This is a genomic window from Paraburkholderia mimosarum LMG 23256 = NBRC 106338, from assembly GCF_000739815.1.
GTDB lineage: Bacteria > Pseudomonadota > Gammaproteobacteria > Burkholderiales > Burkholderiaceae > Paraburkholderia > Paraburkholderia mimosarum.
Map to the genome: position 1 here is coordinate 35,346 of NZ_BBJJ01000004.1, position 14,387 is coordinate 49,732.

Sequence of the window (14,387 nt, forward strand, 5' to 3'; positions counted from 1 at the left end):
CCTTGGCGCCTCAAGCGTCGACCATCGACTGGGGCTTACGCGCGTTGTCCTTCTGCGCGACGTGAATCTTGCCGCCCGCGAGCGTACGCAGCACCACGTAGAACACCGGCGTGAGCAGCAGACCGAAAGCCGTCACGCCCAGCATGCCGAAGAACACCGCCACGCCCATCGCATGACGCATCTCCGAACCCGCGCCGCTGGAGAGCACGAGCGGCACCACGCCCATGATGAACGCGATGGACGTCATCAGGATCGGGCGCAGGCGCAGGCGGCTCGCCTCGATGGCGGCGGTGAGCGGCGTGTGTCCGTCGTGCTCCAGTTCGCGCGCAAATTCCACGATCAGGATGGCGTTCTTCGACGCGAGGCCGACGAGCACCATCAAGCCGATCTGCGTGAAGATGTTGTTGTCGCCCTGCGTGAGCCACACGCCGGTCAGCGCGCACAGCACGCTCATCGGCACGATCAGGATCACCGCGAGCGGCAGGGTGAGGCTTTCATACAGCGCGGCCAGCACGAGGAACACGAGCAGCACGCTGATCGGGAACACCCAGATGCCCGCATTCCCCGCCAGCACCTGCTGATACGTGAGATCGGTCCATTCGAACTTCACGCCATGCGGCAGCACCTCGGCAGCGATGCGTTCCGCCGCCGCCTGCGCCTGGCCCGACGAGTAACCGGGCGCGGGGCCGCCGTTGATGTCGGCGGCGGTGTAGCCGTTGTAGCGCACCACCATTTCGGGGCCGTACGTGGGCGTGACCGTGATGAGCGACGAGAGCGGCACCATCTCGCCAGCGGCATTGCGCGTTTTCAGCTGCAGGATGTCGTCGGCCTTCTGGCGGAACGGTGCATCGGCCTGCACCCGCACCTGGTACACGCGCCCGAAGCGGTTGAAGTCGTTCACGTAGAGCGAGCCGAGATAGATCTGCATCGTATCGAACACGTCCGTGACCGGCACGCCAAGCTGCTTCGCCTTCGTGCGGTCGAGATCGACGTTCAGCTGCGGCACGTTGATCTGATAGTTCGAGAACGTCGGACCCAGTTCCTTCGTTTGCGACGCACGCTTGACGAAGTCCTGAGTGGCGCGATTGAGCGCCTCGTAACCCAGCGCACTGTGATCCTCCAGCTGCATCTTGAAGCCGCCCAGCGTGCCGAGGCCCAGCACCGGCGGCGGCGGGAACACGGCGACGAACGAATCCTTGATCGCCGCGTACTGCTGGTTCAGCGCGCCCGCGATCGCCCCTGCGGAAAGGGCCTTGCCCTTGCGGTCCTTGAACGGCTTGAGCGTGACGAACACGATGCCCGCGCTCGAGCTATTGGTAAAGCCGTTCACCGAAAGGCCCGGGAACGCCACCGCGCTTTCCACGCCGGGCTGCTTGAGCGCAATGGCGCTCATATCGCGAATCACGTTCTCCGTGCGGTCGAGCGACGCGCCGTTGGGCAGTTGCGCGAACGCGATCAGATACTCCTTGTCCTGCGCGGGCACGAAGCCGCCCGGCACGATACGCGCCATCAGCACGGTGGCGCCGAGCAACACCACGTAGATCGCGAGCATCGCGCCCTTGTGATGCAGCACGCCGTTCACGCCGCGCCCATAGCTTTCGGAGCCGCGCTGGAATACCTTGTTGAAGCGACGGAAGAAGCCGCCGAGCACGAGGTTCATCGCACGTGTGAGCCAGTCCTCCTTCTCGCCATGGCCACGCAGCAGGAGTGCCGAAAGCGCGGGCGAAAGCGTGAGCGAATTGAACGCCGAGATCACCGTGGAGATCGCGATGGTCATCGCGAACTGCTTGTAGAACTGGCCCGTGAGACCGCTCATGAAAGCGAGCGGCACGAACACGGCCACGAGCGTGAGGGCAATGGCGATGATCGGCCCGCTCACTTCCTGCATGGCCTTGTATGTCGCATCGCGTGCGGACAACCCGCTGGCGATGTTGCGCTCCACGTTTTCCACGACCACGATCGCGTCGTCAACGACGATACCGATGGCAAGCACCATGCCGAACAGTGACAGCGCGTTGATGGAGAACCCGAACGCAAGCAGCAGCGAGAATGTGCCGACGATCGACACGGGCACGGCGATGAGCGGAATGATCGAAGCGCGCCACGTTTGCAGGAACACGATCACGACGATCACCACGAGCGCGATCGCTTCGAGCAGCGTATGCACGACGGCTTCGATGCTCGAGCGCACGAACTGTGTGGGGTCGTAGACGATACGGTAGTCCACGCCCGCGGGCATGTCCTGCTTCAGATCCTTCATCGCCGCGCGCACCTGGTCGGAGATGGCGAGCGAGTTCGCGCCCGGCGCCTGGTTGATCGCGAGCGCGACGGCGGGCTTGTTGTCGAGCAGCGAACGCAGGCCGTATTCGGAGGCCGCCAGCTCGATGCGCGCGATATCGCGCAGATACGTCACGCCGCCATCGGGATTCGTCTTGACGATGATGTTGCCGAACTCGCTTTCCGTGCGCAACCTGCCGCGCGCATTCACGCTCAGCTGAAACGGCGTGCCGGGCACGCTGGGCGAGGCGCCGATCACGCCCGCCGCCACCTGCACGTTCTGCTCGCGAATCGCGTTCACGACGTCGTTGGCCGTGAGATTGCGCTGCGCGACCTTCTGCGGATCGAGCCAGATGCGCATGGCATAGTCGCCCGCACCCCACAGCTGCACTTCGCCCACGCCCTGGATATTCGAGAGCCGGTCCTTCACGTTGAGCAGCGCGTAGTTGCGCAGGTACGTCATGTCGTACTGATTGTTCGGCGAGATCAGGTGCACCACCATCGTGAGCGTGGGCGAGCTCTTGATGGTCGTGATACCGAGACGCTGCACATCCTCCGGCAGGCGCGGCAGCGCCTGGTTCACGCGGTTCTGCACGAGCTGCGTGGCCTTGTCCGGGTCGGTGCCGAGGCGGAACGTGACCGTGAGCGTGAGATTGCCGTCGCTATTGGCCTGCGACTGCATGTACAGCATGTTCTCCACGCCGTTGATCTGCTCTTCGAGCGGCGCCGCCACGGCTTCCGCAATCACCTTCGGGTTCGCGCCCGGATACTGCGCGTGGACGACCACCGAAGGCGGCACGACTTCCGGGTACTCGGAGATCGGCAACTGGAACAGCGCGATCACGCCGGCCAGCAGGATCAGCACGGACAGCACGCCCGCGAAGATCGGCCGGTCGATGAAGAATTTCGATATGTTCATGGGTTGCTCTTTTTCATGACGCTCATCTTTGAACGCGCAACGATACGCGCGCGTCTTCAGACGATTAGGGTTCCTGATTGGCTTCGAGGCGAATGCCGGGATCGCATACGCCCGCCGCTCGTCAGGACGTCTTTGCCGTCTTGCCGGCGTTCGCCGCGGTATGGGTCGAGTCGGCGTCGGGGTCGCCGTTCATCGGCACCATGTGCGAACGCACCGTCTCGCCGGGCCGCACGCGCTGCGTGCCGTTCACCACCACGTGGTCGCCGGCGTTCAGGCCGCTCACGATCACGCGCAGGTTGCCCTGCTGGCCGCCCGTCTGCACGTTGCGGTAGGCGATCTTGCCGCTGCCGTCCACGACGTAGACGAACTTCTTGTCCTGGTCCGTGCCGATGGCGGCATCGTCGACGAGCAGCGCCGGATGGGGCGCGCTGCCGCCCACCTTGATGCGTGCATAAAGCCCCGGGACGAGCGCGCCATCGGCGTTGTCGAAGCGCGCGCGCACGCGGATCGTGCCCGACGTGGTGTCGAGCCGGTTGTCCACCGACTCGATCGTGCCCTTGCGCGAATAGCCGGTTTCGTTCGCAAGACCCAGTTCGACAGGCACCTTCGAGCCGTCCTTCATGCGGCTGATGTAGTCGAGGTAGGTCTGCTCGTCGGCGTCGAACTCGGCGTAGATGGGCGATACGGAAACGAGCGTCGTGAGCGGCGCGGCGCTCGCCCCCGCCGAAACGACGTTGCCCACCGTGATCTCGGCGCGCGACACGCGCCCCGCAACGGGCGCGACGATGCGCGTATAGCCCAGATTGATCTGCGCGGCTTCGAGCGCGGCCTGCGCCGCCTTGAGATTGGCGCTCGCTTCGCGCGAGGCGTTCTGCTTCTCGTCGTAGTCGCGCTTCGCAATGGCGTTGTCGCCGATGAGTCGCTGCGCGCGCTCCCAGTCGCTTTGGGCGTAGCCCGTGCGCGCCTGCGCGGCCGCGAGCTGCGCCGCCGCTTGATCGACGGCCGCCTGGTACGGACGCGGATCGATCACGAAGAGCGTGTCGCCCTGCTTCACGAGCGCACCGTCGCGGAAGTTCACGGAGACGATCGTGCCCGACACCTGCGGACGGATCTCCACTTTTTCGACGGCGGCCATGCGGCCGGAGTAGGTCTGCCAGTCGGTGATCGTGCGGTTGACCACGGCCGCGACATCGACTTCGGGCGCGGGCGGCGCTTCGGCGGCCACGGCGGGATGGGAGTCGAGGCGCACGGCCCCGAGCGTGCCCAGCCCCGCGACCACGAGCACGCCAATGACCGCCAGCGCGATGCGGGTACGGGATTGCGAAAAGAGTGACATGTCGGACTCCAGAAATAATGGTTGATTGTTCTTGACTGGTTCGGCATCACCGCGGCGCCGGCGCTTCGCCTACGAGGCGCCTGCGTCGAAGCAACATTGGAAAAACCGCAGCGCTTCGCTGAGCGCGGCCGGATGCGCCGCGAGGTTCGCGTGCGAGACGCTCGGGTAACGCACCACCTGGGTGCGCACGCCGGCATCGATCAGGCGGCTCGCGTACTTCTCCGCTTCGATGTGCAGCACGTCGTTCTGTGCGGTCACGATGAGCGTGGGCGGCAACCCGCCGAGCCGCAGCGATTCGAGCGGCGCCGCGTACGGATGCATGCGCTGCGCGGCATCGGGCAGATAGGCCCGATAGCACGCCGCGCATTCGCTTGCGGTGATGTCCGAGCCGAGCCGCGCTTCGTCGCCGAGGCGCGTGAGGCTCGGGTCCAGCATCGGCGCGAACAGCGCCTGGGCCGCGAGCTTCACGTCGCCGCGATCTCGACCCATGAAGGCGAGCACATTGGCGATCTGGCCGCCCGCGTCGTGGCCCGCCGCAAGCACGCGCTTCGGGTTGCCGCCGAAGGCGCGGGCCCGCGTGAGCGCCCAGAGCGCCGCGCGATGCGCGTCTTCAGGCGCGGCGGGAAACGGGTGCTTCGGCGCAAGCGAGTAACCCACACTCACTACGAGCGCGGGTAAGCGTTCTGCGAGAAAACGCCCGACGGCGTCCGCTTCGTCGATCGACCCGCGCACGAAGCCGCCGCCGTGGAAATACAGCAGCACCGGCAGGCCGTTCGCGCCTTCGGGGCGATACAGGCGCAGCGGGATCTGCTGCGCATAACCTTCGATCGCCACGTCGGTCGTGAGCAGCGTGTGTGCCTTGCTGGGCCTGGCGGGCGCGGAAAGAGGCACAGCCGCCGGCACTTCGGCGAGCGATGCGTCTTCCGCGGGAATCCAGGACGCCGGGCGTTTAAAGACATCCATGTCGAATCGGCGCAATGCGCGAGAGTAGCTTCAGATGCAGCGAATTGTGGGTTCGGCAGACTTGCAAATAAATGCCTATAATCCGGCAACACAATTCGGCGCACCTGAACAATCTGTCTCTTCTTTTCGCGCGAGCGTTCATTCAAGCACCGCGCGGCGTGCGTCCGAACACTTTCGGAGAGTGGCAATGGACCGCCTTCAGGCCATGCAGGTGTTCACCCGCGTCGTCGATACCAACAGCTTCACGCGCGCAGCCGAGACGCTCGACATGCCGCGCGCATCGGTCACGACGATCATTCAGAACCTCGAAGCGTTTCTCGGCGTGCGCCTCATGCACCGCACGACGCGGCGCCTCTCGCTCACGCCCGACGGCGCCGCGTATTACGAGCGCTGCGTGCGCATTCTCGCCGACGTCGAGGAAACGGAAACCACATTCCAGGATCGCAACCGCAAGCCGCACGGCAAGCTGCGCATCGACATGCCCGGTTCGATCGGGCGGCTCATCGTGATTCCATCGCTGTGCGAATTCCACGGGCGCTATCCGGACATCGATCTGCAGCTCGGGCTCTCCGACCGCCCGGTCGACCTGCTTCAGGAAGGCGTGGATTGCGTGGTGCGCGTGGGCGCGCTCCAGGATTCGTCGCTGGTGGCCCGGCGCATCGGCATCTTCGAAGGCGTGTCGTGCGCGGCGCCCGCGTATCTCGAGCGCCACGGCACGCCGCAAACGCTCGAGGAACTGGCCGAGCATCGCGCCGTGAATTACTTTTCATCGCGCACGGGGCGCGTCATCGACTGGGCCTTCCTCGTCGACGGCAAGGAAGTGGAGGTCAAGCTCAAGAGCATGGTCTCGGTCAACGATGCGGACGCCTATGTGACCTGCGGCATCGAGGGTTTCGGCCTGATCCAGGCGCCGCGCTACATGGTGCTGCCGCATCTGAAGTCGGGGGCGCTCGTCGAAGTGCTGCCCGATTTCAAGCCGCTGCCCATGCCGATTTCGGCCGTGTATCCGCACAGCCGCCATCTGTCGCCGAAAGTGCGCGTGTTCGTGGACTGGATCGCCGAAGTGTTCGACCGTTGCCCGCTCCTGAGCGGCCGCGCCTCGCTCGACAAGGCCTGCACGATGCGCACGATCGAAGAGCGCGAAAACGCGCCGGCGCTCGAAACGCCGGTCGTTTCGGAATGGGCCGCGTAGTTGCCCGCGTAAGTTGGACGGCGTAGCGCTGCGCCCGCCGTCGAAGCCGCGTCCGCAAAGGCTTGCGCGGGCGCGGCGCAGCGATTGTTCCGGATTCTCGACAATTGCTTTCGCGTTCCGGCCGTTTATCGCGAACGGCCGCGCAACTACATTTGCTCCTGTCGCCGCAGCCCTCGCGGCATCGATATAACAGGAGCAGATCATGACACGCACTCTCGCTACCGCCATTGGCGCCACGCTCGCTCTCTCGCTCGCCGCGAGCGCTTCGGCCTTCGCCCAGGACAACAGCGCCCCGAAAACGCGCGCCGAAGTGAAAGCCGAAATCGTCGCCGCGTATCGCGACGGCACCCTGCCCTCGCTCAACAAGACGACCTACCCCGAGCAAAGCCTGATCGGCCGCACGCAAGCGCAACGCATCGCGCTGCAGGAAGGCCGCGCAAACGGCCCCGCTCGCGTCGCGCAGGCTGGCGAATAACGCCGCAAAGGGCATCGACATTCAATCGCAAGGCCAGGAATAGAGGAGTCCGATATGAATTCGACCGTACCGTCCGAACTCGAACAGTGGGACAACACGACGCCCGTGTGGATGCCGTTTCGCCACTAGTGCGCCACGTGTAGGTCTGAAAAGGCCCGCCGGTTCAGCGACCGGTGGGCCATGGCATTACCGCTGCACGAAATCCGGCTCGAAGAACACCCAGCGCACGACGGGAAAGCGCGCCTGCAAAGCGGCTTCGATTTCGTTGATCGCCTCGACCATGGTGCGGCTGTGCTCGTAGTCGAGCATTTCGCACTGCACGGCCACCATCACCTCCTTGCCCCATTGCAGGGTAATGAGGCTGATGATGCTGCGAATCTCGGGGCGCGAGCGCAGGAACGTTTCGATCTCCCGCCGCATTTCCGGACTCGCCGATTCGCCCACGATCATCGACTTCACCTCGCGCGCGATGAACCAGGCGATCAGCATGAGCAAAATGCCCACGCCGATCGAGCCGCACGCGTCCCATACGGGATTGCCTGTCACGACCGTGAGCAGCACCGCCGCGAACGCAATGGCGAGACCTGCCAGCGCGGCGATATCTTCGCCGGCCACGACGAGCAGGTCCGAGTCACGGGTTTCGCGCGCCCAGCGCCACAGCGATTTCGTGGGCGCGCCCTTGCGGATCTCGCGGATCGCGCCGTAAAGCGAAAACGCTTCGAGCACCACCGAAATGCCGAGCACGACGAGCGCCACGTACACGAAGCGCAACGGTTCGCGAAGGATCAGCCGGTGAACGCCCTCGTACACCGAGAACGCGCCACCCACGAAGAACAGCAGCAGCGCGACGAGCAGCGAGTAGAAGTTGATCGCGCGGCCCGTGCCCATCGGGTGCAGCGGCGTAGCCGGCTCGCGCGACTGGCGCAGGCCGAAGAGCAGCAGCAGCTGATTGCCGCAATCGGCCGTCGAGTGAATCGCTTCCGCGAACATCGATCCCGAACCCGTGAACGCCGCGGCGGCATACTTGCAGACGGCGATGCCGAAATTCGCAGCGAGCGCGTAGAAGATGGCTTTCGGCGATTCTCCGCTCATCGCGCCCTCATGCCGCTTCCACGCGGGCCGGGCCTTCGCGCATTTCCCCGATCACGCGCGCCTCGTCGAAGCCGTCTGCGCGGAAAATCGCCAGCACTTCGTCCACGCTTTCGGGCGCGCACGCCACGAGCAGGCCGCCCGAGGTTTGCGGGTCGGTGAGCAGCGTGCGCGCGCTTTCGGGCAGGCTGGGCGCGAGCGTGACGGCCTCGCCGTACGAGGCCCAGTTGCGCCCGGACGCGCCCGTGAATACGCCCTGATCCACGAACTTCTGCACGCCCGGCAGCCACGGCAGGTCGGCATAGCGCACGTGCGCCGTGAGGTTCGCGCCGCGCGCGATTTCGAGCGTGTGGCCAAGCAGCCCGAAGCCGGTCACATCGGTCATGGCGTGGACGCCGGGCAGTTCCGCCAGCGTCGCGCCGGGCTTGTTGAGCTGGGTCGCCGCGGCCACCATGGCCTCGTAGCCGGCGGCGTCGAGCAGCTCCTTCTTGAGCGCGGCCGACAGCACGCCCACGCCGAGCGGCTTGCCCAGCACGAGCACGTCGCCCGCGCGCGCCGATGCGTTGCGCTTCACGCGCTGGGGATGCACCACGCCGAGCGCCGCGAGCCCGTAGATGGGCTCGACGGAATCGATCGAATGGCCGCCCGCCACGGGAATGCCCGCTGCCGCGCAGACATCCTCGCCGCCGCGCAGCACCTGCGCGATCACGTCGTGCGGAAGCACGTTGATGGGCATGCCGACCAGCGCGAGCGCGAGAATCGGCTTGCCGCCCATCGCGTAGACGTCCGACAGCGCGTTGGTCGCGGCGATGCGGCCGAAGTCGTACGGGTCGTCGACAATCGGCATGAAGAAGTCCGTGGTCGCGACGATCGCCTGCTCGTCGTTGAGCTTGTAGACGGCGGCGTCGTCGGCGGTCTCGGTGCCGACCAGCAGGTTCGGAAACGCGGCGGTCAGCGGCGTGCTGCGGGCGAGCAGCGCGGAAAGCACGCCCGGTGCGATCTTGCAGCCGCAGCCGCCGCCGTGCGAAAGGCTCGTGAGGCGCGGCACGGCGGCGCCGATGGCGGGTTTCTCGTTCATGTCTGGAAATCGTCCTGAAAGTGCCGGATTGAGCTTCGTATTATGGGGCAATCGTCGGACGGACGATCCGTGCGGGCGCGCGGCGGCCCCGGCCTGGCTTGGCCTGGCCGGCTCAGGCCGGCCCGGCCGCGGCGGCGCCGGCGACGTCGACGGCATGGAGCGCGTCGGCGAGCCAGTGCGGGTCGTCGTGCGGCAGATCGTGCCCCGCCCACGGATGCTCGACGTGCGGCGCGCACCAGGCCCTCGCGAGGCGCTCCGAGCAAACCGGATTCACGAGCCTGTCACCGCGTGACGACACGACGAGCACCGCACAACGCGGCACGCCGCGCGCCTCGAAACGCGCGGCAGCGGCTAGCTGGCGCAGCGCGTTTGCACGGCTCACGCCCGCGCTGGCACGAATCGCACGCCATGCTTCGAGGTCGGCGGCGAGCGTGTCGCGGCGCGCGCAGGTCAGGCCGTGTATCAGCGTCTCGGCAATGCTCTCGCGGTCGCGGCCGCTCCAATGACGCGCCACGCGCACGAGCGCGGGCCATGCGGCGGGCCGCAAGCGCTCGTAAGGTCGGCTATATGGCCGCATGCTCGTGTTGACGAGCGCAAGCCTCGCGATCTCTTCGGGGTAGCGCAGCGCCCACGCCGTGGCCACCATGCCACCCAGCGACATCGCGAGCACGCGGTAGGGCGCGTGTGCGCCGCGCCGCCGCGCCTCGGCACGCAACGCGTCCACGTAGGCCTCGACCGCGAAGGGCGAGCGTTGGCTCGCCAGTGCGCCGTTGCCGGGCAGGTCGATGGGCAGCCCGCCGCCTTTCGCGGCGAGGAGCGTGGCGAACGCCCCCCAGTGGCGCGATTCGCGCGTGAGGCCGCGCAGCAGGATCCACGGTCCGCTCATGCGCCCGGCCTTTTGTACCAGTGCCCGATCGCGCTTTGCAGCACCTGGTCGCGCGTCACGCCCTCGGGCAGCCAGCGCGGCGCCGAATATGCCGCGCGCGTGAGGAACTCGAACAGGTTCGCGTGGCGGCGCAGCACGCGCGCCGTACGATGCGCCATGAGCGGATTGAACATGCCTTGCCGGGAGAAGATCTGGCGCGGGTTCTTCTTGATCCACAACCACGAGCCCAGTTCGAGCGTGAGCGGCAGGAAGACATTGCTCGCGGGCGCGCGGTCGTACGCGCAATCCCAGAGGTCGCCGTGCAGCAGATATTGATGGCTCTGCGGCTCGAAGGTGTAGCCGTGGTGCGGATGCGCGCGCTCGAACATCGTCTTGAGCACGTACATCTCGGGCAAGTGGCGCATGAGGCGGCGCGTGCGCGCGTACGGAAACCAGATACTGTCGCTCCAGCCGTAGCCCGAATGGCAGTCGAGCGCGAACGAAAGCGGCCGGCTCGTGAGCTCTTCGCCGACGATCTCGAGGAGCGCCGCCGCCTCCACCTCCATCGGCGCGCCGCGCCTGCCGCGATACCAGGGCAACCACGAGCCGACGCGCTGGCCGCCCGCTAGAAAGGGCACGCGTCCATCGGCGTCTTGCGGCCCGTTGCGCATGAGGTCCACGCCATTCGGGTTGGCGCGCGTGGCGAGCCACATGCCGCCGGGGTTGAAGATCGGGGCGAAGACGATGCGCACCGATTCGAGCTGCCGCGCGAGCAGGTCGTCCCACGCGAGACGCCCGACCAATGCCCGCATGTAATCGAGCACCAGTTGCGAGCCGATGCGCTCGAGACCATGAATGCCGCCGAAGAAGCCGATGGCGGGCGCAGCCGGATCGCGCGAGCCGATCGCCGCCACGTAGAGCGAAAAAGTGCGCCCCCGCACCTCGACTTCGCCCGCGCTGCGAATATCGAACCAGCGTGCGCCGGCATCGAGAATCTCCTTGAGTTCCTCGTATTCCGCGAAGCTGTCGGGTAGGAAGCTCAGTGCCTGCATGGCGCCGGTTTCGTCGCTCGTTCGGATCAGGGTCGGGATGCGCGGCCGCATTGTCTACAACTGCTTTGTGCTTGCGGTTCTTGTCGACGATGTGTCAATCATGAGTCAAAGACGAGTCGGCAAAACCAGGGACAGCATGTGCGTTGCCCAACAATATAGCCGCTTCCCTCGATGTTGAGCATGACAGATGTTTGGCGTCATGTGGCTGTCACATGGTGTCAAATTTATCGCTCCCTCAGAAGACCTCGATACGTATAGTCGTCTAGACGTCGCGACACCTTCACTCAACCGTCACAGTCGCTTCCTAGAATGAGCCCTCGACTACACAGTGATGGTTCGTTATGGACGCCATACGCATCGAACGCCTCTCGAAAAGCTTCGACAGTGGCCGCAAGGCGCTCGACGAAATCAACCTGCGCGTCGGCGAGGGCGAGATGGTCGCGTTGATCGGCGCGTCGGGTTCGGGTAAATCGACCTTGCTGCGTCATATTGCGGGCTTCACGGCTTCCGACCCGCAGCCTTCGCGCATCGAAATCCTTGGTCGTCCTATTCAGCAGGACGGACGGATCGTGCGGGAGGTGCGCCGCATTCGTCGGGACATCGGCTTCGTGTTCCAGCAGTTCAATCTCGTGCATCGCCTCACGGTCGAAACGAATGTGTTGGTCGGCGCGCTTGCGCGACTGCCGCTGTGGCGCCGCCTCACGGGCCGCTTTCCGCGCGCCGAGCGCGAGCTGATGCTTGCCGCGCTCGGCGAAGTGGGCATCGCGCACAAGGCCGCCGAACGCGCCGCGAATCTCTCGGGCGGGCAGGAGCAGCGCGCGGCGCTCGCACGCGCGCTCGTGCAGCGCGCGCGCCTCATCCTCGCCGACGAGCCGATCGCCTCGCTCGACCCCGAATCGTCGCGCCGCGTGATGGACATGCTGCGCATGCTGAACCGCGAACACGGCCTTACGGTGCTCGTCTCGCTGCATCAGGTGGATATCGCCATGGAGTACTGCGCGCGCACCGTGGCGCTGCGCGACGGACGCGTGGTGTACGACGGCGCTTCGGGCTCGCTCACGCCCGCCTTGCTGCAACAGCTTTATGGCAGCGCCGCGCGCGAACTGCTCGAACCGCATGCCGACCCTTCGGCTGCCCGGCGCTTCGGCGCGCAACCGCGCGCGGCCTGATAACACCACGCATTCTTCAACCCGTTACATTTTTCTCTCACCACTGACCGCTCCCATGACACTGCTCCGCTCGTCGCCGTCGCGTTCGCCTCACTCGGCAGCGCGGCCGCCCACGCGGAAGACCTCAACTTCGGCATCATCTCGACGGATTCTTCGGCGGTGCTCAAGCAACGCTGGCAACCGTTCATCGACGACCTGAACAAGCAGACGGGTTTGAGCGTGAAGGCGTTCTTCGCCACTGACTATTCGGGCATCATCGAGGCGATGCGCTTCAACAAGGTGCAGATCGGCTACTTCGGCAATGCTTCGGCCATGGAAGCCGTGGACCGCTCGAACGGCGAGATCTTCGCGAAGGTGCTCTACGCGAACGGCGACACGGGCTACAAGTCGGTGCTGATCACGAACGTGAACAGCCGCGTGAAGTCGATCGACGATGTGTTCAGGAATACAAAGGATCTCACGCTCGGCTGGGGCGATCCCAATTCGACGTCGGGCACGCTGATTCCGGGTTACTACCTGTTCGCAAAGCACGGCGTTTCGGTGAATGCGTCGAACTTCAAGACGGTCTTGCCGTCGAGCCACGAAGCGAACGTGCTCGCCGTGGTGAACAACAAGGTTGATATCGCCACCAACAACACCATCGAGCTCGCCACGCTCCAGAAGAAGAACCCGGACGGTTTCGCCCAGGTGCGCGTGCTGTGGACGTCGCCGCTCATCCCGTCCGATCCGCTCGTCTACCGCAAGGATCTGCCCGAAGCGACGAAGCAAAAGCTGCGCGACTTCTTCTACCACTACGCGAAGACGGATCCGCGCGAGAAGAAGATCATGGCTGATATCACGGGCTTCGCCGGCTTCGCGCCCTCCACCGACGCGCAGCTGCTGCCGATCCGCCAGGTCGCGCTGTTCCAGCAGAAGGAGAAGATCAACGCCGACACGCATCTCTCCGACGAAGACCGCAAGAGCCAGCTCGCGGCCATCGACGCGAAGATCGGCGCGCTCGCCGCATCTGCGAAGCAGTAATGGGCGCGATGGATTTCGACAGCTCACGCGTCGCGCCGCAGGGCGAAGCCACGGGGCACGCACCCGCGGCTTCGCCTGCCGCCGCATCACACGGGGAGGCGCAACGCCCCGCGCGGGCCGCAGCGACAACGGCGGCGGCCGGCAAGCGCAGCTGGTCCTCGCTCCTGCTCTGGGCCATCGTGTTCGTGCTGCTGGGCGTGACCTGGCGCGGTGCCGACATGCGCCCGCTCGACCTATTCTCCGATTCGGCGAACATGGGCACGTTCGCGCGCGGCTTCTTCCCGCCGAATTTCACGGAATGGCGCACCTATGTGGGCGAGATGTGGGTCACGCTCGCCGTCGCGCTGTGGGGCACGGCGCTCGCCATCGTCTGTGCGGTGCCGTTCGGGCTGATGTCGGCGCACAATCTCGCGCCCAACTGGGTGCTGCATCCCGTGCGCCGCCTGATGGACGCGTGCCGCGCCATCAACGAAATGGTGTTCGCCATGCTGTTCATCGTGGCCGTGGGGCTCGGGCCGTTCGCAGGCGTGCTCGCCTTGTGGGTCCACACCACGGGCGTGCTCGCGAAGCTCTTCGCCGAAGCCGTCGAAGCCATCGACCCGCGCCCGGTCGAAGGCGTGCGCGCCACGGGCGCCTCGCCGCTCGACGAGATCATCTATGGCGTGCTGCCCCAGGTCCTGCCGCTGTGGATCTCGTACGCGCTCTACCGGTTCGAGTCGAACGTGCGCTCGGCAATGGTGGTGGGCATGGTGGGCGCGGGCGGCATCGGCGTCGTGCTGTATGAGGAAATCCGCTCGTTCGACTATCAGCAGACCAGTGCCGTCCTCATCATGGTGATCGCCGTGGTCACGGCCATCGATCTCATCTCCGCGCGACTGCGCGCGCGCGTGATCTGACGCTACCCCTCACTGTGCATCCCCCGGGCGAGCCGCAACACGGCTCGCGCAACCCG

Annotated in this window: 11 protein-coding genes and 1 pseudogene; 5 read left to right on the forward strand and 7 right to left on the reverse strand. The window is 65.9% G+C overall.

Annotated elements, in window-relative coordinates; translation table 11 throughout:
• Nucleotides 1-10 precede the first annotated feature (10 nt).
• The 3 genes from BMI01S_RS04255 to BMI01S_RS04265 form a co-directional block, all read right to left on the reverse strand.
• Entirely contained in the window at nucleotides 11-3,196 is a 3,186-nt protein-coding gene (locus BMI01S_RS04255) for an efflux RND transporter permease subunit (protein WP_028209703.1), read from the reverse strand.
• Between the two features lie 121 nt (nucleotides 3,197-3,317).
• A complete protein-coding gene (locus BMI01S_RS04260) occupies nucleotides 3,318-4,532 on the reverse strand; it encodes an efflux RND transporter periplasmic adaptor subunit (RefSeq protein ID WP_028230691.1) in 1,215 nt (404 codons plus the stop codon).
• A 69-nt stretch (nucleotides 4,533-4,601) separates the two neighbouring features.
• Complete coding sequence (locus BMI01S_RS04265) at nucleotides 4,602-5,495, reverse strand: alpha/beta hydrolase (protein ID WP_028209705.1); 894 nt, start codon at nucleotides 5,493-5,495, stop codon at nucleotides 4,602-4,604.
• 187 nt (nucleotides 5,496-5,682) lie between these two features.
• Here BMI01S_RS04265 and BMI01S_RS04270 point away from each other — a divergent pair, with 187 nt between their 5' ends.
• Both BMI01S_RS04270 and BMI01S_RS04275 read left to right on the forward strand, forming a co-directional pair.
• Entirely contained in the window at nucleotides 5,683-6,687 is a 1,005-nt protein-coding gene (locus tag BMI01S_RS04270; protein ID WP_028209706.1) for a LysR family transcriptional regulator, read from the forward strand.
• Between the two features lie 202 nt (nucleotides 6,688-6,889).
• Nucleotides 6,890-7,162, forward strand: coding sequence for a DUF4148 domain-containing protein (locus BMI01S_RS04275; RefSeq protein ID WP_028209707.1), 273 nt, complete (start codon nucleotides 6,890-6,892; stop codon nucleotides 7,160-7,162).
• Between the two features lie 186 nt (nucleotides 7,163-7,348).
• Here BMI01S_RS04275 and BMI01S_RS04280 read toward each other — a convergent pair whose 3' ends face one another.
• The 4 genes from BMI01S_RS04280 to BMI01S_RS04295 form a co-directional block, all read right to left on the reverse strand.
• Nucleotides 7,349-8,254, reverse strand: a complete 906-nt coding sequence (locus tag BMI01S_RS04280; RefSeq protein WP_028209708.1) for a cation diffusion facilitator family transporter — start codon at nucleotides 8,252-8,254, stop codon at nucleotides 7,349-7,351.
• Between the two features lie 7 nt (nucleotides 8,255-8,261).
• The gene (gene selD, locus BMI01S_RS04285) at nucleotides 8,262-9,329 is read right to left on the reverse strand and encodes a selenide, water dikinase SelD (protein ID WP_028209709.1); all 1,068 of its coding nucleotides are present in this window, start codon (nucleotides 9,327-9,329) and stop codon (nucleotides 8,262-8,264) included.
• Between the two features lie 112 nt (nucleotides 9,330-9,441).
• Entirely contained in the window at nucleotides 9,442-10,215 is a 774-nt protein-coding gene (locus BMI01S_RS04290; protein WP_036044731.1) for an alpha/beta fold hydrolase, read from the reverse strand.
• The gene (locus BMI01S_RS04295; RefSeq protein WP_028209710.1) at nucleotides 10,212-11,246 is read right to left on the reverse strand and encodes a M14 family zinc carboxypeptidase; all 1,035 of its coding nucleotides are present in this window, start codon (nucleotides 11,244-11,246) and stop codon (nucleotides 10,212-10,214) included. Before BMI01S_RS04295 ends, BMI01S_RS04290 begins: the two co-directional genes overlap by 4 nt.
• A 341-nt stretch (nucleotides 11,247-11,587) precedes the next feature.
• Between BMI01S_RS04295 and phnC the strand changes: the two genes are divergently transcribed.
• The 3 genes and pseudogenes from phnC to phnE all read left to right on the forward strand — a co-directional run bounded on the left by phnC (nucleotide 11,588) and on the right by phnE (nucleotide 14,331).
• Nucleotides 11,588-12,415: a phosphonate ABC transporter ATP-binding protein gene (gene phnC / locus BMI01S_RS04300; protein WP_042288429.1), complete on the forward strand. Its 828-nt coding sequence runs from the start codon at nucleotides 11,588-11,590 to the stop codon at nucleotides 12,413-12,415.
• Between the two features lie 69 nt (nucleotides 12,416-12,484).
• Nucleotides 12,485-13,435 (forward strand): annotated as a pseudogene (gene phnD / locus BMI01S_RS04305) (phosphonate ABC transporter substrate-binding protein); the annotation flags it as partial.
• 8 nt (nucleotides 13,436-13,443) lie between these two features.
• Nucleotides 13,444-14,331 (forward strand): phosphonate ABC transporter, permease protein PhnE, encoded by an 888-nt coding sequence (phnE, locus tag BMI01S_RS04310; protein WP_081715817.1) that lies wholly within the window; start codon nucleotides 13,444-13,446, stop codon nucleotides 14,329-14,331.
• The last annotated feature ends 56 nt before the right edge of the window (nucleotides 14,332-14,387 follow it).

Excerpts from the sequence above, each read along its gene's own strand:
- BMI01S_RS04280 (WP_028209708.1), bottom strand. The coding sequence starts at position 8,254 with ATGAGCGGAGAATCGCCGAAAGCCATCTTCTACGCGCTCGCTGCGAAT.
- phnC (WP_042288429.1), top strand. The coding sequence starts at position 11,588 with ATGGACGCCATACGCATCGAACGCCTCTCGAAAAGCTTCGACAGTGGC.
- BMI01S_RS04260 (WP_028230691.1), bottom strand. The coding sequence starts at position 4,532 with ATGTCACTCTTTTCGCAATCCCGTACCCGCATCGCGCTGGCGGTCATT.
- BMI01S_RS04295 (WP_028209710.1), bottom strand. The coding sequence starts at position 11,246 with ATGCAGGCACTGAGCTTCCTACCCGACAGCTTCGCGGAATACGAGGAA.
- BMI01S_RS04255 (WP_028209703.1), bottom strand. The coding sequence starts at position 3,196 with ATGAACATATCGAAATTCTTCATCGACCGGCCGATCTTCGCGGGCGTG.
- selD (WP_028209709.1), bottom strand. The coding sequence starts at position 9,329 with ATGAACGAGAAACCCGCCATCGGCGCCGCCGTGCCGCGCCTCACGAGC.
- phnE (WP_081715817.1), top strand. The coding sequence starts at position 13,444 with ATGGATTTCGACAGCTCACGCGTCGCGCCGCAGGGCGAAGCCACGGGG.
- BMI01S_RS04275 (WP_028209707.1), top strand. The coding sequence starts at position 6,890 with ATGACACGCACTCTCGCTACCGCCATTGGCGCCACGCTCGCTCTCTCG.
- BMI01S_RS04270 (WP_028209706.1), top strand. The coding sequence starts at position 5,683 with ATGGACCGCCTTCAGGCCATGCAGGTGTTCACCCGCGTCGTCGATACC.
- BMI01S_RS04290 (WP_036044731.1), bottom strand. The coding sequence starts at position 10,215 with ATGAGCGGACCGTGGATCCTGCTGCGCGGCCTCACGCGCGAATCGCGC.
- BMI01S_RS04265 (WP_028209705.1), bottom strand. The coding sequence starts at position 5,495 with ATGGATGTCTTTAAACGCCCGGCGTCCTGGATTCCCGCGGAAGACGCA.